Here is a 22,417-nt window from a genome sequence, read left to right as displayed (position 1 = left end):
GGTATGTTTACACTGCTTACATGATCGTACGAGGGGATGTTATCGGTGTCAACTTCTGAGAAGACCTACCATCACGGCGATCTCCGTGCAGCTCTTCTGGATGCGGCGATACAGGCTCTCGAGGCCGGGGAGCCGTTTTCGCTTCGCGCCGTCGCGCGTCGGGCGGGGGTCTCGCCGGCCGCCCCGTATCGGCACTTCGCCGACCGGGAGGCCTTGGACTCCGCCGTCGCGGTCGAAGGTTTCAAGGACCTGCAGGCCGACCTCGCCTCCGCTCTGGACCGAGTCCCCGCCGCCTCGCCGGCGCCCGCCGTCATCACGCAGCTCGGAATCGCCTATGTGACCTTCGCCTTGCGTCGTCCCGCGGTCTTCCGGCTGATGTTCGGCAACGAATGCGACGAATCCGACAGCGACCGTGTGCGGGCGTCCCATGGGTTGCACGCCGTGTTGAATGACGTGATCGAAGCGCTGTTCCCCGGGGCTGACGCACCGAGCCTGTCCACGGCTCTGTGGAGCATGGCCCACGGCCTCGCCTTCCTGCACCTCGACGGCAAGTTCCGTCCCGAACCCGCCGAAGCGGTGGCTGAGCGGGTGCGGTCGTCCGTTGCCGCGATCTTCGCGATCGCCACCCGTGCGGCACCGCCATCGGCGGTCGATTCGATCCCCGGGAGACTCGCATGACCAGACGCATCCTGCACGTCGTCACCAACGTCGGACACTACGACGACCCCGACCACCCCACCGGGCTCTGGTTGTCGGAACTCACCCATGCATGGGAGGTTTTCGAGGAGCGAGGTTTCGAGCAGCGGATCGTCAGTCCGGCTGGCGGGCCCTCGCCGCTGGAGCCCCGGTCGCTGAAGTTCCCCAACTACGACAAGACCGCGAAGGCATGGCGTGCCGACCCCGCACGCATGGCGTTGCTGGCGACCACTCTGCGGCCCGACCACGTCGATTCCGCCGACTACGACGCGATCTTCTTCACCGGGGGTCACGCGGTGATGTACGACTTCCCGGAGAGTGAAGGCCTGCAGCGGATCACACGGGAGATCTGGGAGCGGGGAGGGATCGTGTCCTCGGTCTGCCATGGCTACTGCGGTCTGCTCAACACGCGACTCTCGGACGGCTCTCTCCTTGTCGACGGTCGCAAGGTCACCGGCTTCGCCTGGCAAGAGGAGGTGCTGGCCCGTGTGGACAAGCTCGTGCCGTACAACGCGGAGGAGGAGATGAAGAAGCGCGGCGCCCTGTACGAGAAGGCGCTGCTGCCGTTCGTCTCCTATGCCGTCGTCGATGGGAATCTCGTCACGGGCCAGAACCCCGGCTCCGCGAAGGAGACGGCAGAGAAGGTCGCCGCACTGCTCTGAACGCGTCGGCGAGCGAGAGGGCGGCGAGAGGGAAGACCGTACCCACGTCTCGCTAGTGTGACGGCATGACCGACGAAAACGGTCCCGCAGTGATCGCCGATCTCTGCCGCCTCCCGAATCCCGAAGCGATCGATCGCACGACCTTCGTCGAGCTCGGCGGCGTCGAGCAGTTCGTCTCGATTCGAGGGCGCGATACCCGCAACCCTGTGCTCATCGTCTGCCATGGCGGCCCGGCCCTCCCTTCGCTGCCGTCATCGTGGATCTGGCAACGCGCGGTCGAGGACTACTTCACCGTCGTGAACTACGACCAGCGCGCCAGTGGGAGGTCTGCGGCGGGGGCGCACGACGGGATGGATCTGAGCGTCGAGCGGTACGTCGAAGACCTCGAGGAACTGATCGCCTGGCTCCGGCATGAACTCGGGGTGAGCACGGTCGGCGTGCTCGGGCACAGCTGGGGAACGATCATCGGCCTCACCCTGGCGGAGCGGCGGCCGGACCTGCTCTGGGCCTACATCGGGGTCGGGCAGGTGATCTCCGGTCCGGAGAACGAGGCCGAGAGCTTCGGTTTCGCGATGCGCAGCGCACTCACGGACGGGAATGAGCAGGCCATCGCCGAACTGCAGTCGCTCGGCGAGTATCCCGGCACGCAGCCTCTCACGATCGAGCGCATCGTGACGTGCCGGAGATGGGCGCAGCACTACGGCGGACTCTCCGCCTACCGCTCGGACTTCGCCTACTTCACGGACGCGGCCGGGCTGTCGCCGTATTACACGGCTGATGAGCGGGCATTGGTCGGCGTCGGACAACAGGTGACCATGCCCCACGTGCTTCCGGCGCTGCTGTCCTTCGACGCTCGTGCGAAGACCTCGTTCGCGGTGCCGATGCTGCAGTTCCTCGGACGCCATGACTGGACAACGCCGACGGCTCCGGTGGAGCGCTGGATCGACGAGGTGTCGGCGCCGTCGGTGGACGTCGTCTGGTTCGAGAACTCCGCACACCTGTGCATGTTCGAGGAGCCGGGGAAGTTCGTCGTGAGCCTCGTGGATCTGGCACTGCCCCATGCGCCTTCCGCCTGAACGGGCGGCGGGGTTCACGCGTGACGTCGACTCACAGGTCGGGCGTCTGCACCTCGGGGCTGTCGATGCCGTCGAACGTCGGAAGCAGGTAGCGCTCCGCGTCCTCCCGGCTCATCGGGTGCAGCGACGGGATCAGAGCGGCGATGTCCTCCGCGGTCGCAGCGTTCGATCCGCCGACACGTTCGGCGTCGTACCCGCCGAACGCCATGATCCACATCGTGGTGCCGGTGCCCGCGTCGTAGCTGTAGACGGCAGTACCGTCTGACCGCGACCACTGGTCGCCTGTGCGCACGCACCACGACGGCAGCTGGTCGGGACCCCGATCCCACTCCCGTCCGGGTCCGCCGATGAAGTTGCACGGCGCGAGGGGGTCGGGTTCGACCGCGTTCCACTGGATGATGATGCGTGCGACGGAGCCGGTGTCACTGCGCACCCAGGTGGCGGCATCCGTCCCGGTCGCTCTGACTTCGACGTTCGACCACCCGGCGAGGTCGGTCACGAGCGGGAACTTCCCCGACCTCATCCAGCTCGCCTTCACCTCGGCCGAACGGTCGGCCTCGGCATTCGCGCGATCGACGGCCGCGGTCTCGGTCGGTGTCGGGACGAGGGCCAGCACGGCCACCAGCGCCGCGGCGGACACCGCGCCCGCGACCCGCAGCGGCATCGGCCCGAGGAAGATTCCCAACGTGAGAGCCGCGAGAGCACACACCGCGACATGCAGCAGGGCATCGGTCTGAAGAGCCAGGGGACCGAGGATGCCGTGCACGAGGCCGAACGCCCCCGCGCACGTGAGCACCCCGGCAGCGACCACTCCGCCGAGGATCGCCGGCCGTCCCGTGAACGCCGTGCTCAGGAGCGCGATACCGCCTGCGAGCACGGCGAACGCGACGAGGATCGCCGCTATCAGGACGAACGGCAGACCGCCGAAGAGCGCGACGACCGTTGCGTAGGACACCGCGTAGTCGATCAGAAGCATGAGCGGGATCGTCAGTCCGATCACCGCCAGCGAACGTCCGGCCGTGGTCCGCGGAGCAGACCGGGCTTCGACGACCGCGCTGTCGCTGGGACTCACCATGCGTCGAGGCTACGACATCCGACATGGGCCCGCGGGGGATGGCTGATAATCTGCGGCGCATGCGGTTTTCCGACGACGGGCGCACCCACGACGAGGAGGTGGGGGTGGACACCGCGTCGATCAAGGAGCGGGTCTATGCCACGTTCACGGGGCTCGCCATCGTGCTCGTCCAGAACTCGAACGTCGCCCACACCGACGCCGGTCGCGCGACCATCACGCTCCTCGTCGGAATCGTCGCGATCGCCATCGCCGGATTCGTCGCGGAGCTGCTGGCGCACCTGGCCGTGCATGCGACCTTCCCTGACCGCCGGGAGTTCGGCCGACTCCTTCGTCTGACCGGGACGGCGATGGCTTCGGCGGCGGTGCCTCTCCTCGTCCTTCTCCTCGCTGTACTGGGGTGGATCGATCTGGGAACCGCTCTCACGATCGCATCGATCACCTACGTCGCGATCCTCGGACTGATCGGCTACGTGGCCGTACGCCGGACCGACGCTCCATGGTGGAAACAGGCCATCGCGCTCGGAATCCTCGTTGCGCTCGGCAGCGTTGTCGTTCTGATCCAACAGCTTGCGCACGGACACTGAGAGGCGACTGCCTGGTGGTGGCCGTCCGGCCTCGATCACGCGTCGACATCGGGCTCGGAGACGCGCAGAGGCGCGTATTCTCGGAGCATGGGAACTCTCGAGTACAACAGTTCACGGCCTCCGATCGTGATCGACGATGCGACGTTGGCGCACCTGAAGATCGTGATCGGCACCAAGCTCCGTCGACACGAGAGCTTCATGATGACGTGGCTGCCGGAGGAGAAGAACCCTGCCGGTCGGCTCACCATCTGGATGCACCCCGCGATTCCGCTGGCGCTCGCCTTCGACGGCTCCAAGATGCCCGAGATCGACACCAAGCGCATCGAGCGGATGATGGAGAACCTCAACGCCCGCGGAGAACTCGTCCTCGATCAGCTCGGCTAAAAGTGATCGGCGAACAGTCGGAGATCGTTCCCGTCCCCGCCGTCCGCCATTCACTTCTCCGAGCCCGGCACCCATTTCTCCGAGCCCGAAGCCCGCGTCACCGTCCCCGGAGCGGGAGCATGCAACGGCGCTCCACTCCGGTCAGTCGCGTCGAGCATCCTCGGCGTGAACACCCTCGGAGCCACCGCCCGTGGGCGGCACCGTGGGAGGGGTGCCCTTGCCCTTCTCCGCACCGAGGTTGTCGTTCTCGTCATCCTCCTCGTCGGTCTCGGGGCCGTCGTCGGTCGAGGGCATGTCGGGATCGATGCCTTGGGCTTCGACTGCGGGTGTGTCGTCCGTGTGGTCCTGCGGGTCTGACATCATGTTCTCCGTTCACCGAGGTGGATTGATCGCCCAGTCTTGCCCCCTGTGAGGCGTGCACGTCTGCCCGTTGACAGGCGTGCGCGAGCGAGCGGAGAATCCCGCCTGCGTGAGCGTGATCGCCCGGTCAGGCGGTCGCGAGGGGCGGATGATGCGGGATCGGGATCGGTCGGCCGGCGCGGCGCGGCGCATGGAACCGCTGGACGTCTTCCCACACGTCGGCGGCAGTCATGTACGAACTCGCGAGCGGGAGGTCTCGCAGCCAGACGACCTCCACCTCCGCGGCATCGACCTCATAGATGCACGCGACCGTGCGTCGCGAGTCATTCTGGGCATAGCGGTGATCGAGGATCAGCCACTCGGTATCGGTGATCTTCCTCAGCTCGAATCGGGGATCGGGCATTGTGAACAACTCAACACTCCCATCGGTGGACCGGTATCGGCTGCCGAGGAGCGCACCACCCCGCGCGGCGCGGTGCATGCGTCCGCGCGGTCTACGGGCGCTCTTCAGCCCGCCAGAATTCACTGGAATTGTAATCCGAACCGATATATTGCTCAACCCGCGGTGCTCACGGTGCTCGCGGTTCACCGAGTGCACGGCTTGCGCGCGAGTGCACGGTCTGTCGACGCGAACACCCCGTGCACTCGGCGAGATCCCGTGCACTCGACGAGCAGGTAACACCGTGGGCGCCGATCAGCGGCGGACGCGGGCCCGCGTCTTCGCCACGCTCGCGAGCGTGGCACGCACCGGGGTGCCGAGATAGAGGCCGAGCGAGGCGCCGGAGGCCAGGCCGATGCCGATGACCGCCGCATCGATGAGCGATCCCCCCGCGAGCAGCATGCCCGTGGAGGTGCCAGCCGCGTGGACCATCTCGAGCAGCCCCTGGAACACCGCGACTCCCGGGACGAGCGGCACGATCGCGGCGGTGGTCACCGCGACCGAGGGCACGTGCAGGTTGCGTGCGATCAGCATCCCGAGGAAGCTCGCCAGCAGGGCACCGACCGCGCTCGCCGCCGCGGGGTGCAGGTTCAGCGCCACCGATGTCGAGTAGCCGGCGAGGGTGACAGCGCTGAGCAGCGCGCTGACGAGGATGATCCGGATGCCGGCACCGTTGAACACGGCTACGGCGACCGCGATGATGATCGCTCCGGCGAACTGGTTCACGAGCGGTCCGAACGGCGCGGGGTCGTCGGGGAGGTCCATGGTGAAGCCCAGGACGCCGCCGAGTTCCAGGCCGACGAGGATGCCGATCACCACGCCGAGGGTCTGCATGGTGAGATCGAGGATGCGTCCGCCGGCCGTGAGGGCGAAGCCGTCGATCGCGTCCTGCGCGGCGCCGACCACGGTCAGGCCGGCGAGCATCAGCACGATGCCGGAGGCGACGATGATCGACGGGCGGATGCCGACGAACGGTTCGATCCCGGCGGTACCGAGCGCGGAGACCACGACAGCCACGACCGTGGTCACGAATCCTCCGGCGATCTGGCTGAAGAACAGCGGCACCCGGAGTCGCGCGAGCCCCGCCTGTGTCAGTGCCGCGCACAGCGCCGCGACGAACGTGAGACCGACGATGATCGGGGCGGCGCCGAGCATGATGCTGACGCCGACGGCGAGCAGGGCGCGCGCGACGATCACGACCGGCTGCTGGTACCGGAACGGCACCCGTCGGATGGCGCGGAACGTGGTGCGCGCGGATTCGAGGTCGAGGCCGCCGTCGATGTCGGCGACCAGGGCCTGCACGCGCTGCAGCTTCGCGTGATCGGGAGCGGTGACACGCACGACGCGCACGAGGGTCTCGGGCCAGACCTCGCCGCTCAGATGGAACGACACCGTGATCGAGTTGTAGGTGACGTCGACCTGCACGCCCCGCATCCCGTAGGCATCGCACACGCGGGTGATCGCGAGCGTGACCTCGTGTGCTGAGGCGCCGACGGCGAACATCGATTCGCCGATGCGGGTCGCGAGATCGAGCACCCGGGGGACCGTGCGCTCGTCGATGACGGGCATCGCCTCGGTGTGCGCGACGGCCGAGGGATCGGTGTGCAGCAGACGGCGCACGGAGGAGAGCAGCGGCCGGCGGGATCTCGCGGACATATGCTCCATTCTCCCGCCCGGGCGCGTGATCGGGGGAAGGCTGTCCGGTCGTGGGCGCACTCGCTCGCGGTTAGCGCGTCGGACGTGGTCCGCACAACCCCCTTGGGGCCTGCCCCGCGTGATGGCACCGTCGGAGACATGAAACTCGTATCGTACGCAGGCCAACAGGTGGTCACGACGGACGACGTCGCCGAGGCGCTCGTCGCTCTCGCCGCCGCCCTCGCGAGTGAAGGGGAGTCGGCGGCTCTGCGGCTTCCCATCGTGGTGGAGGGGAAGAAGGACTCCGCTGACCTGATCGTCGGCGTCGGCAATGATCTGCTCGTCGGTCCGCAGACCTCCGACGGCGATGACCCCGACTTCTCCGAAGACGCCGCCCAGATCCGCATGCACCCCCTGTTCCCGCAGCGGACCCCCGGCGACGACGAGGACGACGGCGGATTCGGGATTCCCGCGGTCGACATCGACATCGAGCACGGTACCCGCGCTTAGCGCACCCGCGGGGCCGCTGTAAAGGGGAGCGCGGTGAGCGCGCCGCACGCATATTCTGCTGGGGTGCCGCACTCTGCCCCACCTGATCATGACGTCCTCTGGGCGTGCGTCGAGGAGGGCTTCCACGTCGGGAGCCGCCGCGGCGACTTCCTCGGATATGTCGACAGGCAGGCGGGCGGCGCGTATCGCGCGTTCGACGCCCGGTCCCGTATGCTCGGCGACTTCGCGACGCTGGCAGCAGCCACGAACGCGGTGGAGCAGCTGACGGGGGAGCCCTCGCCGACGGTTCACGACGGTGAGCAGGGGGTGGCGCTGTGAACGGCGGCACGGCACCCGGGTTGATCTCCTTGGTGTACACGAGCACCGCGTCTCAGCCGCTTCGCGCGACGGCTCTCGAGCATCTGCTGACCGTGTGTCGACGTCTCAATCTTCGACGGGGCATCACCGGGATGCTCCTTCATCGGGAGGGGCGGTTCATTCAGGTGCTGGAAGGGAATCCGGACACCGTGGCGCGCGTGCTCGAGAGCATCCGAGGGGATTCCCGACACCATGATCTGCGGGTGCTCCTGGAGGAACCGATCCGCGAGCGTCGGTTCGCGGACTGGACCATGGGGTATCGGCCACTGCAGCGCCGCGCGAGTGCTCCCACCGGGTACCGGGACTCCTTCGCAGATCTGGATACGGGATCGGATGTCGGCACAGCGGTGAGAGCGTTGACCGAGCTCACGCTCTGGTTCCGTGTGCGCGCGGATGATCGGTCCTCATCGTCGGTGGAGACGGACCCGGATGAGGTCCTGGATGAGGACGGGGTGCCGCGGCACGACGACGCGATCGTCTGAGCGGTCTCGCGTCCGGGCCGGCCGGGCCGGGAACGGTACGGAACGGTCCCCTCGGCCCTGCTCCAGAGCCCCGCACTGCGCGCAGATCTCGGTGTCGCAGATCTCGGTGTCGCAGATCTCGGTCCCGGACGCAGGGTTCAGTCCTGCGCGAAGACCTCGGGGTGCGCGGCGATGAGCTCGGCCTGCTCGGTCCATGAGAGGCCCACGATGCTCAGCACCACGCGGACGACGGTCGAGTCTGCGTCGGTCGTGGTGAGCCGCAGTTCGCGCAGCGTTGCTCTGGCGGTCTCCTCGATGAGGAAGGCGAGCAGATCGGCCGGCATGTCTCCCCGGAACGCCCCCGAGTCCACTCCGACGCTGGTCAGATCGCGGATGCGGCGACGCAGCGGCGCCAGGGCGAGCACGGTATCGGCCAGATGCGCATCGTCGAGGGCGATGTTGGCCGAGGCGCGCACGGCGGAGGCCTCCCGCCACAGCCGCGTCGCCATCCGTGCCAGGGTCACCCGGGGGTCGGACTCGTCGGTCGTCTCGGCTATCGCGTTGAACCGCTGCGCACCGACCGCGATCACCTCGCGGAGCAGGCTGTCGCGGTCGGCGAAGTGTCCGTAGACGGCGCGGCGGGTGAGGCCTGCCGCCTGCGCGATGACATCGAGCGACGCCGTGGGGTTGGTCGCGAGCACCGACTGCGCCGCGCGCAGCAGGGCCTCCCGGTTGGCCAGGGCGTCGCGTCGACGCGGCGGGTTCGGTGCGGTCACTTCGGGTCCTTCGGGGGCGCGGGGATCAGGACATCAGCTTGGTCGACGCGAGCGCCTCGACCAGTTTGCGGTTGTAGGTCATCAACGGCCGCCGCAGCACGAGTCCGAGGAGCAGCGCCGGAACGATGAACAGCGCGAGTGCGCCGAGCGCCCACCAGAAGTCGGCCTGGTAGACGCCGGCGATCGCCGATCTCACCATGTTCACGGCATAGGTCGCGGGGAGGAAGGGACTGACGCTCTGGAACCAGTCCGGAAGCAGCTGCAGGGGGTACGCACCGCCCGACCCGGAGATCTGGATCACGAGCAGCAGCACGGCGAGCGCCTTGCCCGCGTTGCCGAACGCGACCACCGCCGTGTACACGATGAGCGTGAACACGGTCGAGATCGCCCACCCGGCCAGGATCAGCAGAAGCGGATGCGCGGGTTCGATCTGGACGAAGAGGATCAGGCCGAGCGTCAGCAACGTGCTCTGCGCGAGACCGACCAGACCGAAGATGCCGTAGCGGCCGAGGTACTTCTGCGTCGGCGTGAGTTCGGGGCGGTCGGGGAGCGTCTCGGCGTTCACATCGACGCGGATCGTCACCGTCATCAGAAGGGCACCGACCCACAGGGCGAGGATCATGTACAGCGGGGCCATGGCCGCACCGAACCCGGCCACGGGGAAGACCGCGGTGCGATCGAGGCGCACGGGCTCGGCGAGCGACGTGGCCAGCACACCCGGATCGGCGCCGATCAGCGCGCTGAGATCGCCGGTGTCCGCGGCCTTCGCGATCGACTGCTGCACGGTGTCGAACCTGTCGGCCAGGGCGTTCAACGATGCGGACAGCTGCGTCGTGGCCTCCTGCGCTCGCGACAGCGTCGACAGCACGGAGTCGGATGCTCCGGACAGCCCGGAGGTGATGCCGGACAGGTCGGAGCGGATCGCCGACACATCGGACCCGATCTGCGTGAGCGTGGACGACAGGGCGTTCAGCTGCGCCTTCAGCCCGTCGTCGTAGGTGCTCCGGGCGTCGGCGATCGCCTTCTTGGCCTCGGCGATCGCCGCCGTGATCTCCTGGTGCGAGCTCTGTGCCGAGTCGTTGCCGGCCGCGATCTCGGTCGCCGCAGTCTGCAGGCGCTGCTGCAGCGCCTGCTGCCGCGCGATCGCCTCGTCGAGTCGGCTGATCACGGCGTCGAAGTCGGGCTGGGCGGATTCGGGAAGGTTCGGTCCGACCTGCGTCACCAGCGTGTTCTTCACCGCGGCATACTGATCGATCTGCTGCTGCACGCGCTCCGCGAGCGTGGTGATCGCCTGCACCTGGCTGCCGCTGAGCGAGGCGGCACCTGCGTAGAGCTCGTCGATGCGCTGGCCCACCGCGTCGTAGCTGTTCGATGTGGCCGCGAGGGCGTCCGCCAGCGACTGCGCCGCCGTCTGCAGGGTCGATTTCAGCGTGCTCGCCGCATCCACTCCGCTGCCGAGAGCGCCCGAGGTGTCCGAGAACGCGTCGCCGGCCTCGTCGACCAGGGCCGACGCGCTGTCCAGCAGCGGTCGGCTCGTCTCGAGCAGGGCCGTGAACGTGTCGGCCGTGCGCGCGCCCGAGCGCAGCTGAGCGCCCACGCTTCCCAGTCGAGTCTCGATGCGCGTGAGCGTCGCCTGCGTGTCTTCATCGGTGAGGTAGTCCGACATCGACGAGACGAGGCCGAGCGCCACGTCGCCGAGTGTCTCGGCGAACGTGTCGCTGATCGCGGACGACACTCCCTCCGCGCCCTGGCCGGTGATCTTCGGCGCCAGGGCGTTCTTCTTCTCGTTCGTGTAGAGCGCGATGTGCGTGCGGTCGCCGCCGTCGGCGTAGAACGTCAGCATGTCGGCGCTGAACGTCTCGGGCAGCACGATGGCGGCGTAGTACTCGCCCGCCTTGGTCCCATCGATCGCGTCGTGCTCATCGGTGATCACCCAGTCGAGCTGGTCGTTCCCGCGGAGCTGGGAGAGGACCTGCTCGCCGACGTTCACCCGGATCGGGACCAGGTCGCTCTCGTACCCGGCGTCGGTGCTGGCGACGGCGATCTTCAGGTCTTTCGTGTTCGCGAACGGGTCCCAGCTGGCGATGACGTTGAACCAGGTGAACAGGGAGGGGATGACGACCAGGCCGAACAGAACGATGCACGCCATCACGTTCTGGGTCGCGTGACGCATGTCGCGGGCCGTCAGGTGCAGGATGTCCTTCACGCGCGGTCCTCCCCTTCTGTGGGCTCGTCGTCGGCGGGCTCGTCGTCTGCGGTGGGTGCTTCTTCCTCCGGGGGGAGCGGGTCGTCTGCCGCCTCGGTGGCGGTCGCTTCCTCCGTCGGCTCGGAAGCCGCGGGGTCGGCCTCCGGTTCCGCTTCCGTGTCGCCGGTGGTCTCCGACTGTGCTTCCGGATCGAACCACTCCGTGAGCAGTGCGTCGGCCGAGGCGCCGGCGAGCGGCGCCTCGGAGGTGTCCCGGTCATCCGCCTCAGCGGGTGCGACCGGGGCGACCGGTACGTGCGGGACGGTGGCGAACGACTCATCAGCCGTGGGTGGCAGAACCGCTGCAGGGCCGGCAGGGCCGGCGAGAGCGAGCTGGCGCAGTTCGGCGTCGTCGAGAGCAGCGACCTCTGCGCCGTGCTCGAAGCTGTGCTTGATGTACTCGATGGCCACGAGGAACCCGATCACGAGCAGTATCCAGAGGGTCCACAGTCCCAGCAGCAGCGCTTTCGATCCGGGGAACGCCCAGGTGAGGACGCCGAGAACGACGAGCCCCGCGACACCCGTGAGCACTGTCGCCTTCAGCAGCGTCGGGTAGCGGCGTGTGAACGGCTCGGCCCGCCGAGCGAGGTCGTCGCGGTACTCGGCGCGGTTCGACAGCGCCCGGATGACGTCGGTGAGCCGGTATCCGCTGCCGACGACCTGCACCTTCTCGCCGATGAGGAGGTCGGTCGAGAGCACCTGCCGGTTGAAGAGCAGGGTGAAGTTCGCGAGGCGGCGACGCAGGACGAGTCCGAGGAGGAAGGCGAGGGCGACGAACACGGCGAGGGCGCCGAGGAAGCGCCAGTAGTGGCCGTCGTAGAAGCCCCCGATCGTCTCCCGCATGGCGTCGATGCCGTAGGAGAAGGGGAGGAGGGGATAGATCGCACGGAAGAATCCGGGCATCAGCTCGATCGGGTACAGGCCGGACGCACCGGGGATCTGCATGATCACCAGCAGGATGCACAGACCGCGGCCGACGTGCCCGAACGCGACGCAGAGGGCGTAGATGATGCTCACGTACGCGAGGGCGATGAGCACACCGGTGCCGACGAACGCGGCGGCGCTCACGGTCTGCACGCCGATGATGAGGTTTCCGATGCACACGATCAGCGCCTGGCCCACGGCGAGCGTCGCGAAGAGGAAGAAGCGGCCGAAGTAGGCCTCGCGCACCGTGACGCCCTCGACGCCCTCCGTGTCGACCTCGACGCGGAAGATCACCATCAGCACGAAGGAGCCGATCCACAGCGAGAGGTTCGTGAAGAGCGCGGCCATCGCCGAGCCGTAGGTGTCGACCGGGAACACCAGGTGCTCGTCGACCTCGACCGGAGAGGAGATGAACTGGGCGATCTGCTCGGGTTCCAGATCGGTCAGGGTACCGAGCAGGCCCCATTCGGATGCAGCGTTGACCGCGACGACGTCGGTGCGCGACGTCTGCAGACCCTGCTCGATGCCCGCGAGGTCGTTGTCGAAGCTCTCCAGTGCCGACGAGGTGGCGACGAGTTGCGAGTCCAACCCTGCCAGCAGTTGATCGGCCTGTGCGAGGACGCCCTTCTGCGCGTCCAGCGCCCCTGAGAACGATCCGACGCTCGCCGACAGCTGCGACATGGCGCTGTTCAGTGAGGGGACGGTGCGGGTGAGGATGTCGCGCATCGCCGATGAGGCGTCGCGGGTGTCCTGCATCGCCTGGTCGACCGCGTCGGCTGTCGCCTGAACGGAGCGCACCGTGTCGGAGGCGGCGGTCTTGAGGTCCTTGAGGTCGGCGAGCAGCTGCTGGTCGGTGGCGTTGCGCTGCTGCAGCGAGGCGATGACCTCGGTCAGGCGCTGCTTCGTGTCCTCGCTGAGGTCGGTGTCGTCCAGGAGCGCCTGCAGCCGGGCGACCGCCGCCTCGTTCGCCTTCAGCACGTTCGAGACGTCGTCGATCCCGGCGTCGATGCGCACCCCCGCCTGCTCGAGGCTCTGGGTGAGACGGGTGATCGAGACGTTCGCCTTCGATGAGGCGTCGGCGAGCAGCGTCGTGCCCCGCAGGAACGCGGTGGTGGCACTGTCGCTGAACGCGATCACCTCCTTCTGCGTCTCCGCGATGATCGACTGCGTCTGGGCGAGCGACTTCTGCACATCGCCGAGCGTCTTGTCGACGTCGCCGAGCGTGTTCCGTGCGGACGAGAGCGTGCCGCGCGAGGAGGCGAGCCCGTCCTGGGTCTCGGCGAGGTTCTCGCGGGCCGAGGCGAGTGTCTGTGTCGCCTGGTCGAACGCATCGAGGGTGTTGTCCCTCGCGTTCAGCAGCCGCAGCTCGGTGGAGTCGCCGACGTCCTTGAGCGCGTTCGTCGCCGCGAGTGCCACCTGCTCCTTGAACGCGCTCGTGACCTGCTTGTCGAGTTCGGAGGCGCCGACGTCGGTGATCTTCGGCGCGATCGCCCCGGCCTTCTCGTTGACGTAGTACTGCAGCGACGGTTGCGTGAAGTCGCCGCTGGTGATGCTGAGCAGGTCTTCGCTGAATGCGGTGGGGATGACGATGGCCGCGTAGACGTCGCCCTTCTTCACGGCCTCCTGGGCCTCGTCTTCGCCCATGAAGGTCCAGCCGAGCTGGTCGTTGTCCTCGAGCTGCTCCGTCACCTGCGCGCCGATGTCGATGTGGCCGGTGAGGTCGGAGGTGGCGCCCTCGTCGAGGTCGACGACCGCCACGCGGATGTTCGCGGTGTGGGCGTAGGGGTCCCAGAACGCGTTGATGTTGAACCATGCGTACAGGGCAGGGGTGATGAGCACCCCGATGATGATGATCCACGCTTTGGGGACGCGGGAGAGTCTCTTGACGTCGCGCTTGTAGACCCGCCAGCTCTGTTTCACAGGACGAGTTTACACATTACGTGCACATCAACGTGCAAGTTAGCTGGAAGCGGGTGCATGCGTCAGTCCAGGGTCGTGACCGTCAGGGGATTCCGGACCGCGGGTCGTAGAGTCGCCTGATGAACGACATCGCACTGATCACTGGCACCTCGTCCGGAATGGGACTCCACGCCGCCGTCGAACTGGCACGACGAGGCCTGCACGTCGTCGCGACCATGCGCGACACCGGGAAGGCCGGGGCGTTGCGGGACGCTGCGGCCGAGGCGGGCGTCGAGGTCGACGTGCGCGCCCTCGACGTCGTGGATCATGCGGCCGCGGCCCGGCTGGTGGCCGAGATCGAGGCAGAGCTCGGCGGCATCCGCGTCCTGGTGAACAACGCCGGACAGGGGAACGTCGCCACCGCCGAGCAGCTGACGATGGAGCAGATCCAGGCGCAGCTCGACATCAACTACCTGGCGCCGGTCAACCTCGCCAAGCTCGTGCTGCCGGGGATGCGCGAGCGTGGCAACGGCCGCATCCTCACGGTGACGAGTGTCGGCGGGGCGGTCGGCCAGCCGTTCGCCGACGCCTACTGCGGGGCGAAGTTCGCCGTGGAGGGCTTCATGCAGTCGCTCGCGGTGGTCGCCGAGCGCTTCGGTGTCGGGATCAGCGTGATCGAGCCAGCCGCGGTCGCCAGCGCCTTCGTCGAGAACGCGATCCGGCCGGAGAGCGGTGGTCCCTACGGTTCGCTCCTGGATGCGTACATCGCGCGCAGCACCGGGGCCTTCGCGAACGCGCAGTCCGCCGAATCCGCGGGGACGGCGATCGCGGCGGCAGTCCTCTCCGACGAATACCGCTTTCGCTGGCAGAGCTCGGAGGGGGCGACGCGGTTCGTCGGCGTCTCGCTCGCCGACACCGACGGCAGCGGCGTGCTCGGCTTCACGCGATCGTGGATCGCGGCGGGCTGAGCACTCCGCCCGCACGCGCTCGTCGATCGCGCGCGGTCGCCGGTCGGGCCTCGTCTTGACCGCAGCCCGGCGCCGGCACCTCCGACCCGGCCCCGCCGGTACTTCCGAAGGACCCGCGTTGGAGCAGCGGCGATCAGCGGTCGCTCTCCAGGGCGAACGTGTTGCCATCGGGGTCTGCGAACCACACGATCCGCCCTCCGCCGGCCCTCGCCGTGATGCCCCGAGCGTCGTGGCTCAGTCCGTCGTAGCGCAGGAAATCGACGCCGTTCGCCGTGAGTACGTCGACGACCTGATCCAGGTCGTCGACGTACCAGGTCGCGACGGTCGCGTGCGAGGTGCCTGCGGTCGTCGACTGATAGACGTGCAATGCCTCGTCGCCGCCTGAGCGATAGACGCGACTGCCGCCCGAGATCCGCGCGCTCGGGCCCGACCGTGCCAGGGGGAGCCGCAGAGTGCCCTCATAGAAGGTGACGGCGCGGTCGATGTCCGACACGGCGACGGACGCGTGCAACGGGAAGTCGCTCAGGGGCCGCGGAACCGCGGTTCTCTCGGGGCGATCCGCGATGTCAACGGCTTCGGGAGCGGCGGGCCGCTCGTCGGTGCTCAAGACCGACATGAGGATCGAGTCGACCCACTCGCCGTCCCAGAACAGCGTGTCGCGTTGGCGGCCCTCGTACCGGAACCCTGCCTTTTCGTAGGAGCGCTGCGCGCGGGGGTTGAACGAGAAGACGTCGAGACTCACGCGGTGAAGCCCGATGCGGTCGAACGCGTGATCGAGAACGGCGCGGGTCGCCTCGGTGCCGAAGCCGCGCCCGAGCCGGCCGGGATTCAGCGCGATGCGGAAGTTCATCGACGCATCGTCCGGCTCCAGCTCGTTGAGGACGATCTCGCCGACGTACTCCTCGGAGCCGAGCTCGATGATCGCCCAGTCGGCGCGGTCGTCGCGGTCGGCGAGGGAATCGAGGTGTCGCACCACCGCCTCGCGGGTGAACACCTGACGCGTGCCCGTGAGCCGCATGCTCTCGTCGTCGAGCAACCCTTCCCACACGCCGTCGAGGTGGGCGACGCCCAGGGGTTCGAGGCGAAGTCGCGGGGTCGACAGCGTGGCGACGTCCGTGAGCGCCGAGACGTCGACGGCCGGCGGGTTCATGCCTACACCCCCTCGAAGACCGGACTGAGGAAGCGGCGCTCATAGCGGCGGATGCACCGCGTCCTGCGCGCGAAGTCGAACGCCTCGACGCACTCCGGGTCGGTCTTCGAGGCCGTCCGGTAGACCTCGTACTCCGCGAGGGACGGGAAGGTGAACAGGGCGAAGGCCTCGTCGCTGTCGCCTTCGCTCGGCAGGAAGTAGCCGTGGTGGGTGCCGCCGTGCTTCTCCACGAGCCGGATCCAGGTGCGCCCGTACTCGGTGAAGTCGTCCAGCTTGTCAGGGTCGATCTCGTAGCGCAGATGAACGGTGATCATGCGGATGATCTTTCCAGATCGGTCCGGATGTCGCAGAGCCCGGACACTACGCTGAGCACGTGACGAACGCGCGCGATATGGTCCACATCCCGGGCGGGACCTTCCTGATGGGGTCAGACGACTTCTATCCCGACGAGCGCCCGGCGCACCGGCGTGAGGTCGCTTCGTTCTTCATCGACCGCTACCAGGTGACGAACGCACAGTACGCCGAGTTCGTCGACGCCACCGGGTACGTCACCGTCGCCGAGCGCGAGCTCGATCCTGCCGCGTTCCCCGGCGCCGATCCCGCCGATCTCGTGCCGGGCGCGATGGTGTTCACACCGACCTCCGGGCCGACGAACCTGGGCGATTGGCGCAATTGGTGGCGCTGGCAGCCCGGCGCGTACTGGCGTCGTCCGTTCGGACCCGACTCGACGATCGACGATCGCCTGCAGCATCCGGTCGTGCATGTCGCGTTCGAAGACGCGGTCGCCTACGCCGACTGGGTGGGGATGCGGCTGCCCACCGAAGCCGAGCACGAGTACGCGGCACGCGGGGGAGTGGACGGCGCCCCCTTCGCCTGGGGCGACGAGGCCTACCCGGGCGGCATCGCCCAGGCGAACTCGTGGCTCGGACGTTTCCCCTACGACAACCAGGGCGTGGGAGGTACGGCGCCGGTCGGCTCGTACCCCCCGAACGGCTACGGCCTCTACGACATGATCGCGAACGTCTGGGAGTGGACGACCGACTTCTACACCCCTCGGCACATCCGCCTCTCCGACACCCCCGTCGACGCCGGCAAGCGCACCAACCTGCTCGCCGTCGCCAGCGCGCAGGAGGGTTTCCCCGACATCCCGCGCCGCGTGCTCAAGGGTGGGTCGCACCTCTGCTCACCGGACTACTGCCTGCGCTTCCGCCCGGCTGCGCGCTCGCCGCAGGCCGAGGACACCGGTATGTCGCACATCGGATTCCGTCTCACCCGCTCCGAGTGAGGCGCCCTGGGCGCAGCCGCGAGAAGGTGCTTGGCTTCGAGCGAGGGCGATCGCCCCGTCTCACGCGTCGAAGCAAGGAGTCGTCATGGCTGACAAGCCCAACATCCTCATCATCTGGGGCGATGACATCGGCATCAGCAACCTGAGCACGTACTCAGACGGCCTCATGGGCTATCGGACGCCGAACATCGACCGTATTGCCGACGAGGGTGTGAAATTCACCGACTACTACGGCGAGCAGAGCTGCACCGCGGGGCGCGCGGCCTTCATCACCGGCCAGAACCCGTATCGCACCGGACTCACCAAGGTCGGGATGCCGGGGGCGAAGCTGGGTCTGCAGCCCGAAGACCCCACGATCGCCGACGCGCTCAAGCACCACGGCTACGCCACCGGGCAGTTCGGCAAGAACCACCTCGGTGACCGCGACGAGCATCTGCCGACCGCGCACGGCTTCGACGAGTTCTTCGGCAACCTGTACCACCTCAATGCCGAGGAGGAGCCGGAGCACCCCGACTATCCGACCGACGAGGAATTCCCGGGCTTCAGTGAGAAGTTCCGCCCGCGGGGTGTGCTCCACTCGTGGGCGAACGAGGACGGCACCCAGCGGATCGAGGACACCGGTCCGTTGACGAAGAAGCGCATGGAGACCGTCGACGAGGAGTTCCGCGATGCGGCCGCCGACTTCATCCGCGCCCAGGCCGAGGATGATACGCCCTTCTTCGTCTGGTTCAACTCGACGCACATGCACTTCCGCACCCACACCAAGGAGGAGAGCAAGGGGCGGGCCGGGCGTTGGCAGTCCAACTATCACGACACGATGCTCGACCATGATGACGTCGTGGGGAGTCTGCTCGACCTGCTCGACGAGCTCGGGCTCGCCGAGAACACGATCGTCATGTACTCCACCGACAACGGCCCGCACATGAACAGCTGGCCGGATGCGGGTATGACCCCGTTCCGCAATGAGAAGAACTCCAACTGGGAGGGCGCGTACCGCGTGCCCGCGATGGTCCGCTGGCCCGGACACATCCCCGCCGGTACGACGCTCAACGGCATCGTGAGCCACAACGACTGGTTCGTCACGCTGTTGGCCGCCGTCGGAGACACCGATATCGCCGAGCGGTTGAAGGCGGGAACAGAGCTGCACGGCACGGACTTCACGGTGCACCTGGACGGGAACAACCAACTGGACTACATCACGGGTGCCGTCGAGCACAGCCCACGTCGACACTTCTTCTACGTCTCGGACGACGGCGACCTCACGGCGCTGCGCTTCGAGAACTGGAAGCTCGTGTTCCTCGAGCAGCGTGCCGTGGGGACGCTGCAGGTGTGGCAGGAGCCCTACATCGAGCTGCGCTTCCCGAAGCTGTTCAACCTCCGCACCGATCCATACGAGCGCGCCGACATCACATCGAACACCTATTGGGATTGGGTGCTCGACCACGTCTTCCTGTTCGTCCCGGCACAGGCGTACGTCGCGCGGATGCTGCAGACGCTCGTCGAGTTCCCGGCACGGCAGGAATCGGCGTCGTTCACGATCAACCAGGTGATGGCGAAGCTGGAGTCGACGGCCGGCAACTCCTGACGGTCCACGACAGTCCCTCAGCCCGGGGTGGCTCGGACGAGGGGGGATCGGCTGGATCAGGCGTGCGTGCCTCGATCATCCGATCGATTGATCGAGAGGCGTCGTATCTCGTCGGCCGTCCAGCCGGCAGAGTCGAAGGTATCGGGTTCCGTGACGATCCTGTCGAACATAGAGATGAGAGGACGGAGGTCCTGGTCATCGGACCCGATTCGCGCGGCCAGGTGGTTCTCCTCGCCATGGACCGGGCGCCAGTCGAGTTGCCAGCCCGCTTCGAGCGCAACGCGATTCCAGAAGATGCGCTGGGTCCGCCCATTCCCCTCGCGGAAGGGGTGGATGTAGTTGATCTTCTCGTAGTGGTAGGCGAGCCGCTCGACGAAGGAAGCGCGAGGCAGGCCGGCCAGGAAGTGATCGGCGGCGAGTTCGGAGAAGCAGATGCCGGACGCACGCTCGATGAAGCCGTAAGGGAGGAAACAGTCAGCGCCGGGAACGTTCTTGCGAACATCAACCGTGCGGAGACTCCCCGCCCAGTCATAGAGGTCTTGGAAGAGGTGCCGGTGGATTGCCTGGAGCTCCCGGAGATCGTTGGTCGGGGTGACAGGTGCATCGAGGAGCTGTAGCGCACGGGCGAAGGAGAGGTCGGCCTCAGCGGCGGCGAGCGTCTCGGCTGTTGCGGCTCCGACGAGGTTCCGGAGCACATTGCTGTGCGGAATCAGATAGGGGTCGGTGAACTCAGGAGAGTCCATACCGTGCGCGCACCCGATCCACGAGCTCATCCGAGTCGATCGTTCCTGCAACGTAGGAGTCGGCGTCAGCACGGGTCTCGGGCGTGACCTCCAGGCCCTCGATCTCTGCGCTGTGAATCGTGTCTTCGACCCGACGTGATCGAGCTTGAGCGATCGTCATGTCTGCCTCCCTCCGCCCCCTCATTCTAAGCGTCGCGTGAGACATCCGCGTGGGTGTCCGCTCAGCCGCGGGGCGGGCCCGACGACTGACGGATGATGAGCTCGTGCGCGGTCTCGATCGTCCGCGCCTCGTCGCTCGCGGGGCGGAGGATGAGGGAGACGGCGTGCTGGCCCATCTCGAACATCGGGATCCGCGCGGTGGTGAGGGCGGGGGCCACGTCCGCGGCGACGGCGATGTCGTCGAAGCCCACGACCGACATCTCGTCGGGTACCCGGATGCCGTGCTGCCGCAGCTCGCTGAGGATGCCGATCGCCATCGCGTCGTTGAGCCCGACGATGGCGGTGACGTCGCGGTCGAGGAGCTCGCGGGCGCCTTCGATGCCGCCCTCGCGGGTGAATGCCTTGGACACCACCGTCAGCTCGACGCCGGTGCCGTCCGTGCCCTCACGCAGGCCCGCGATACGGTCGGCGACCGTGTTGAGGTCGAGTGGACCGGCGACGACGCCGATCCGGCGGTGTCCCCGTTCCGCGAGGTGTCGTCCGACGGAGACTCCGGCGCGCTGGTTGTCGGGCAGTACGGCATCGACCGGCAGATGGTGGCGGCCGATGACCGCGGCACGGCCGCCGGCCAGGGTGAAGTCCAGCAGCGCCTCGGTCATCCCCTGTTCGCGATCCGGATCGGCGTATCCCGATCCGGCGATGATGATCGACCCCACGCGTTGGCGCAGCAGCGACTTCACCTGCGCGAGCTCGCTGTCGGGCGTGCGGTCGGCCTGGGCGATCTGCACCGAACGGTTCTCGAGAGCCGCGCTGCGGATCACACCGCTCGCGATGTCGGAGAAGTAGGGGTCGCCGATCTCGTGCACCACGAGGCCGATCGTCGGTACGAGCCCCCCGGCGAGGCCCCGTGCGTGCATGTTGGGTTCGTATCCCAGCTGCGTCGCGATCCCGCGTACATGCGCGGCCACCTCCGGAGAGATTCCGGAGCCGCCGGTCATGGCTCGTGACGCGCTCGCGAGCGAGACCCCGGCGGCTTCGGCCACATCGATGAGTCGTGGCGCCCCTTCACGCTTCACGAAACCTCCCCCATGGAGCAAGATCAACGCTGATTGCGCGGAAGGTTGCTCTTCGTTCTTCGGTCCCACTATAGTGGCGGAAGCGCTTACGAAAGCGCTTTCGCTACGATGACGTAGGAGACTCGGATGACTGCACCCAGATACGGTCGACGGATCGCTGCAGCGATCGGAACGCTGTCGATCGCCGCGCTCACGGTTTCGGCCTGCTCGGCGACCGGCGATGAATCCGAGGGGGGTGACTCCGACGATCCGATCGTCATCGGCATCTCGCTGCCGCTCACGGGAGACTTCTCGGAGCCGGGCAAAGGCGTCGAGCGTGGTTACGAAGCCTGGCGCGACATCGTCAATGAGAACGGCGGCCTCCTGGGTCGACAGGTCGAACTGAAGATCCTCGACGACCAGTCCAACGCCGACCGGGTCGTCTCCGACTACGAGTCGCTGATCGCGCAGGACGGGGTCGACCTCGTCTTCGGTCCGTTCTCCACACGTCTCGTCGTTCCCTCCGCCCGCGTCGCGCAGGAGTACGGGATGCTCTTCGTCGAGCCGGCCGGTGCCGCGGAGGAAGTCTTCGATCAGGGCTTCGACAACCTCTTCTACGCCGCTCCCGCCATCGCGAACGACCACTACAACAACCTCGCCGACTACCTGCTCGCGCTCCCGGAGGGCGAACGCCCGGAGACGGCAGCCGTCGCCTCGATGGACGACCCGTTCGCGCAGGGCACGGCCTACGGCCTCAGGGACAAGCTCGAGGATGCCGGCGTCGAGATCCTCGTGAACGAGGTGTACCCGCCGAACACCACCGACTTCTCCACCATCGCGGCGAAGATCGCGCAGTCGAACGCCGACATCGTGATCGGCGGCACGCAGTATCAGGACGCCGTCAACCTGATCATCGCGCTGCAGCAGCTCAACTATCAGCCGGAGCTCGCCGCATTCTCCACCGCTCCGACCAACCCCGAGTTCGCCGCCGCCATCGGCGGTGCGACCGAGGGCATCCTCGCCCCCACCGGGTACTCGCCGAAGTCGCAGTTCCCCAGCAACATCGAGTTCGTCGAGAAGTACACCGAGATGCACGGCAACCCGCCGTCGGAGGACGAGGCCAACGCCTACACGACCGGTCAGGTCGTCGCCGCTGCGGTGGAAGCCGTCGGCTGTGCCGAGCAGGGCGAGTGCCAGCAGGAGCTCATCGACTGGCTGCGCGACAACGAGGTCGAGACCGTCGTCGGTCCGCTCAGCTGGGATGAGACCGGCAAGCCCACCGGCGCCCACCTCATCCAGCAGTGGATCGACGGCGAGATCCTGATCGTCCTCCCCGAGGACGTCAAGGAAGCCGACTTCCTCTTCCCGAAGCCGACGTGGTGATCCACCC

General features: G+C 67.6%; 24 protein-coding genes. 12 read left to right on the top strand and 12 right to left on the bottom strand.

The annotated features are described in order from the left end of the window. Positions 1-45: 45 nt before the first annotated feature. From DW307_RS08470 to DW307_RS08460, 3 genes are all read left to right on the top strand, one after another. Entirely contained in the window at positions 46-678 is a 633-nt protein-coding gene (locus DW307_RS08470) for a TetR/AcrR family transcriptional regulator (RefSeq protein WP_051668120.1), read from the top strand. Beyond that, positions 675-1,358 (top strand): type 1 glutamine amidotransferase domain-containing protein, encoded by a 684-nt coding sequence (locus DW307_RS08465; protein ID WP_029267625.1) that lies wholly within the window; start codon positions 675-677, stop codon positions 1,356-1,358. Before DW307_RS08470 ends, DW307_RS08465 begins: the two co-directional genes overlap by 4 nt. 65 nt (positions 1,359-1,423) lie before the next feature. Further along, positions 1,424-2,434, top strand: coding sequence for an alpha/beta fold hydrolase (locus tag DW307_RS08460; RefSeq protein ID WP_051668117.1), 1,011 nt, complete (start codon positions 1,424-1,426; stop codon positions 2,432-2,434). Between the two features lie 31 nt (positions 2,435-2,465). Here the strand turns inward: DW307_RS08460 and DW307_RS08455 are convergent, their stop codons facing one another. Beyond that, positions 2,466-3,509 carry a hypothetical protein gene (locus tag DW307_RS08455; RefSeq protein ID WP_136024509.1) on the bottom strand — a complete coding sequence of 348 codons (1,044 nt, stop codon included), beginning with the start codon at positions 3,507-3,509 and terminating at the stop codon, positions 2,466-2,468. A gap of 59 nt (positions 3,510-3,568) precedes the next feature. Here DW307_RS08455 and DW307_RS08450 point away from each other — a divergent pair, with 59 nt between their 5' ends. Next, the gene (locus DW307_RS08450) at positions 3,569-4,093 is read left to right on the top strand and encodes a hypothetical protein (RefSeq protein WP_136024508.1); all 525 of its coding nucleotides are present in this window, start codon (positions 3,569-3,571) and stop codon (positions 4,091-4,093) included. Positions 4,094-4,180: 87 nt separating this feature from the next. Continuing rightward, positions 4,181-4,477: a DUF7882 family protein gene (locus DW307_RS08445; protein WP_021201290.1), complete on the top strand. Its 297-nt coding sequence runs from the start codon at positions 4,181-4,183 to the stop codon at positions 4,475-4,477. Positions 4,478-4,618: 141 nt separating this feature from the next. Here the strand turns inward: DW307_RS08445 and DW307_RS08440 are convergent, their stop codons facing one another. From DW307_RS08440 to DW307_RS08430, 3 genes are all read right to left on the bottom strand, one after another. After that, positions 4,619-4,837 (bottom strand): hypothetical protein, encoded by a 219-nt coding sequence (locus DW307_RS08440; RefSeq protein ID WP_136024507.1) that lies wholly within the window; start codon positions 4,835-4,837, stop codon positions 4,619-4,621. 127 nt (positions 4,838-4,964) lie between these two features. Next, the gene (locus tag DW307_RS08435; protein WP_240750580.1) at positions 4,965-5,240 is read right to left on the bottom strand and encodes a hypothetical protein; all 276 of its coding nucleotides are present in this window, start codon (positions 5,238-5,240) and stop codon (positions 4,965-4,967) included. A 291-nt stretch (positions 5,241-5,531) separates the two neighbouring features. Continuing rightward, a complete protein-coding gene (locus DW307_RS08430) occupies positions 5,532-6,932 on the bottom strand; it encodes a threonine/serine ThrE exporter family protein (protein WP_029259899.1) in 1,401 nt (466 codons plus the stop codon). A gap of 138 nt (positions 6,933-7,070) precedes the next feature. On the opposite strand from DW307_RS08430, the gene DW307_RS08425 reads away from it, so the two are divergent. The 3 genes from DW307_RS08425 to DW307_RS08415 all read left to right on the top strand — a co-directional run bounded on the left by DW307_RS08425 (position 7,071) and on the right by DW307_RS08415 (position 8,260). Beyond that, a complete protein-coding gene (locus DW307_RS08425) occupies positions 7,071-7,421 on the top strand; it encodes a hypothetical protein (RefSeq protein WP_136024505.1) in 351 nt (116 codons plus the stop codon). Positions 7,422-7,484: 63 nt separating this feature from the next. Continuing rightward, positions 7,485-7,739, top strand: a complete 255-nt coding sequence (locus DW307_RS08420; RefSeq protein WP_021201285.1) for a hypothetical protein — start codon at positions 7,485-7,487, stop codon at positions 7,737-7,739. Then, positions 7,736-8,260: a BLUF domain-containing protein gene (locus DW307_RS08415; protein ID WP_342588934.1), complete on the top strand. Its 525-nt coding sequence runs from the start codon at positions 7,736-7,738 to the stop codon at positions 8,258-8,260. The genes DW307_RS08420 and DW307_RS08415 overlap by 4 nt, the downstream gene beginning before the upstream one ends. Positions 8,261-8,397: 137 nt before the next feature. On the opposite strand, the gene DW307_RS08410 is transcribed toward DW307_RS08415, so the two are convergent. Genes DW307_RS08410 through DW307_RS08400 form a run of 3 tightly spaced genes read right to left on the bottom strand, consistent with a single transcriptional unit; the run spans position 8,398 to position 14,103 of the window. Further along, positions 8,398-9,015 (bottom strand): TetR/AcrR family transcriptional regulator, encoded by a 618-nt coding sequence (locus tag DW307_RS08410; protein WP_021201283.1) that lies wholly within the window; start codon positions 9,013-9,015, stop codon positions 8,398-8,400. A gap of 25 nt (positions 9,016-9,040) precedes the next feature. Then, positions 9,041-11,221: a YhgE/Pip domain-containing protein gene (locus tag DW307_RS08405; RefSeq protein ID WP_136024503.1), complete on the bottom strand. Its 2,181-nt coding sequence runs from the start codon at positions 11,219-11,221 to the stop codon at positions 9,041-9,043. After that, positions 11,218-14,103, bottom strand: coding sequence for a YhgE/Pip domain-containing protein (locus DW307_RS08400; RefSeq protein WP_136024502.1), 2,886 nt, complete (start codon positions 14,101-14,103; stop codon positions 11,218-11,220). Before DW307_RS08400 ends, DW307_RS08405 begins: the two co-directional genes overlap by 4 nt. 119 nt (positions 14,104-14,222) lie before the next feature. Between DW307_RS08400 and DW307_RS08395 the strand changes: the two genes are divergently transcribed. Next, positions 14,223-15,050 (top strand): SDR family NAD(P)-dependent oxidoreductase, encoded by an 828-nt coding sequence (locus DW307_RS08395; RefSeq protein WP_136024501.1) that lies wholly within the window; start codon positions 14,223-14,225, stop codon positions 15,048-15,050. Between the two features lie 133 nt (positions 15,051-15,183). Here the strand turns inward: DW307_RS08395 and DW307_RS18280 are convergent, their stop codons facing one another. Further along, positions 15,184-16,200: a GNAT family N-acetyltransferase gene (locus DW307_RS18280; protein ID WP_240750578.1), complete on the bottom strand. Its 1,017-nt coding sequence runs from the start codon at positions 16,198-16,200 to the stop codon at positions 15,184-15,186. A 2-nt stretch (positions 16,201-16,202) separates the two neighbouring features. Next, positions 16,203-16,514 (bottom strand): NIPSNAP family protein, encoded by a 312-nt coding sequence (locus DW307_RS08385; RefSeq protein WP_021201278.1) that lies wholly within the window; start codon positions 16,512-16,514, stop codon positions 16,203-16,205. A 77-nt stretch (positions 16,515-16,591) separates the two neighbouring features. On the opposite strand from DW307_RS08385, the gene DW307_RS08380 reads away from it, so the two are divergent. Both DW307_RS08380 and DW307_RS08375 read left to right on the top strand, forming a co-directional pair. After that, positions 16,592-17,485: a formylglycine-generating enzyme family protein gene (locus DW307_RS08380; RefSeq protein WP_021201277.1), complete on the top strand. Its 894-nt coding sequence runs from the start codon at positions 16,592-16,594 to the stop codon at positions 17,483-17,485. 85 nt (positions 17,486-17,570) lie between these two features. After that, complete coding sequence (locus DW307_RS08375) at positions 17,571-19,070, top strand: arylsulfatase (protein WP_021201276.1); 1,500 nt, start codon at positions 17,571-17,573, stop codon at positions 19,068-19,070. Between the two features lie 56 nt (positions 19,071-19,126). On the opposite strand, the gene DW307_RS08370 is transcribed toward DW307_RS08375, so the two are convergent. The 3 genes from DW307_RS08370 to DW307_RS08360 all read right to left on the bottom strand — a co-directional run bounded on the left by DW307_RS08370 (position 19,127) and on the right by DW307_RS08360 (position 21,048). Beyond that, positions 19,127-19,765 (bottom strand): Fic/DOC family protein, encoded by a 639-nt coding sequence (locus tag DW307_RS08370; protein ID WP_240750570.1) that lies wholly within the window; start codon positions 19,763-19,765, stop codon positions 19,127-19,129. A gap of 34 nt (positions 19,766-19,799) precedes the next feature. Then, positions 19,800-19,973 carry an antitoxin VbhA family protein gene (locus tag DW307_RS08365; protein ID WP_168441008.1) on the bottom strand — a complete coding sequence of 58 codons (174 nt, stop codon included), beginning with the start codon at positions 19,971-19,973 and terminating at the stop codon, positions 19,800-19,802. A 61-nt stretch (positions 19,974-20,034) separates the two neighbouring features. Further along, positions 20,035-21,048 (bottom strand): LacI family DNA-binding transcriptional regulator, encoded by a 1,014-nt coding sequence (locus DW307_RS08360; RefSeq protein ID WP_136024500.1) that lies wholly within the window; start codon positions 21,046-21,048, stop codon positions 20,035-20,037. A 126-nt stretch (positions 21,049-21,174) separates the two neighbouring features. Here DW307_RS08360 and DW307_RS08355 point away from each other — a divergent pair, with 126 nt between their 5' ends. Then, a complete protein-coding gene (locus DW307_RS08355) occupies positions 21,175-22,410 on the top strand; it encodes an amino acid ABC transporter substrate-binding protein (RefSeq protein WP_205810439.1) in 1,236 nt (411 codons plus the stop codon). Positions 22,411-22,417: the final 7 nt, after the last annotated feature.

The organism is Microbacterium sp. K27, from assembly GCF_004794435.1.
GTDB classification, from domain to species: Bacteria; Actinomycetota; Actinomycetes; order Actinomycetales; family Microbacteriaceae; genus Microbacterium; species Microbacterium maritypicum_A.
This window is presented reverse-complemented; position numbering and strand designations above follow the sequence as displayed.

Coding starts and splice junctions, on each gene's coding strand:
- DW307_RS08455 (WP_136024509.1), bottom strand. CDS start 3,509: ATGGTGAGTCCCAGCGACAGCGCGGTCGTCGAAGCCCGGTCTGCTCCG.
- DW307_RS08440 (WP_136024507.1), bottom strand. CDS start 4,837: ATGTCAGACCCGCAGGACCACACGGACGACACACCCGCAGTCGAAGCC.
- DW307_RS08445 (WP_021201290.1), top strand. CDS start 4,181: ATGGGAACTCTCGAGTACAACAGTTCACGGCCTCCGATCGTGATCGAC.
- DW307_RS08365 (WP_168441008.1), bottom strand. CDS start 19,973: ATGACGATCGCTCAAGCTCGATCACGTCGGGTCGAAGACACGATTCAC.
- DW307_RS08375 (WP_021201276.1), top strand. CDS start 17,571: ATGGCTGACAAGCCCAACATCCTCATCATCTGGGGCGATGACATCGGC.
- DW307_RS18280 (WP_240750578.1), bottom strand. CDS start 16,200: ATGAACCCGCCGGCCGTCGACGTCTCGGCGCTCACGGACGTCGCCACG.
- DW307_RS08450 (WP_136024508.1), top strand. CDS start 3,569: ATGCGGTTTTCCGACGACGGGCGCACCCACGACGAGGAGGTGGGGGTG.
- DW307_RS08465 (WP_029267625.1), top strand. CDS start 675: ATGACCAGACGCATCCTGCACGTCGTCACCAACGTCGGACACTACGAC.
- DW307_RS08435 (WP_240750580.1), bottom strand. CDS start 5,240: ATGCCCGATCCCCGATTCGAGCTGAGGAAGATCACCGATACCGAGTGG.
- DW307_RS08425 (WP_136024505.1), top strand. CDS start 7,071: ATGAAACTCGTATCGTACGCAGGCCAACAGGTGGTCACGACGGACGAC.
- DW307_RS08430 (WP_029259899.1), bottom strand. CDS start 6,932: ATGTCCGCGAGATCCCGCCGGCCGCTGCTCTCCTCCGTGCGCCGTCTG.
- DW307_RS08395 (WP_136024501.1), top strand. CDS start 14,223: ATGAACGACATCGCACTGATCACTGGCACCTCGTCCGGAATGGGACTC.
- DW307_RS08380 (WP_021201277.1), top strand. CDS start 16,592: ATGGTCCACATCCCGGGCGGGACCTTCCTGATGGGGTCAGACGACTTC.
- DW307_RS08355 (WP_205810439.1), top strand. CDS start 21,175: ATGACTGCACCCAGATACGGTCGACGGATCGCTGCAGCGATCGGAACG.
- DW307_RS08385 (WP_021201278.1), bottom strand. CDS start 16,514: ATGATCACCGTTCATCTGCGCTACGAGATCGACCCTGACAAGCTGGAC.
- DW307_RS08460 (WP_051668117.1), top strand. CDS start 1,424: ATGACCGACGAAAACGGTCCCGCAGTGATCGCCGATCTCTGCCGCCTC.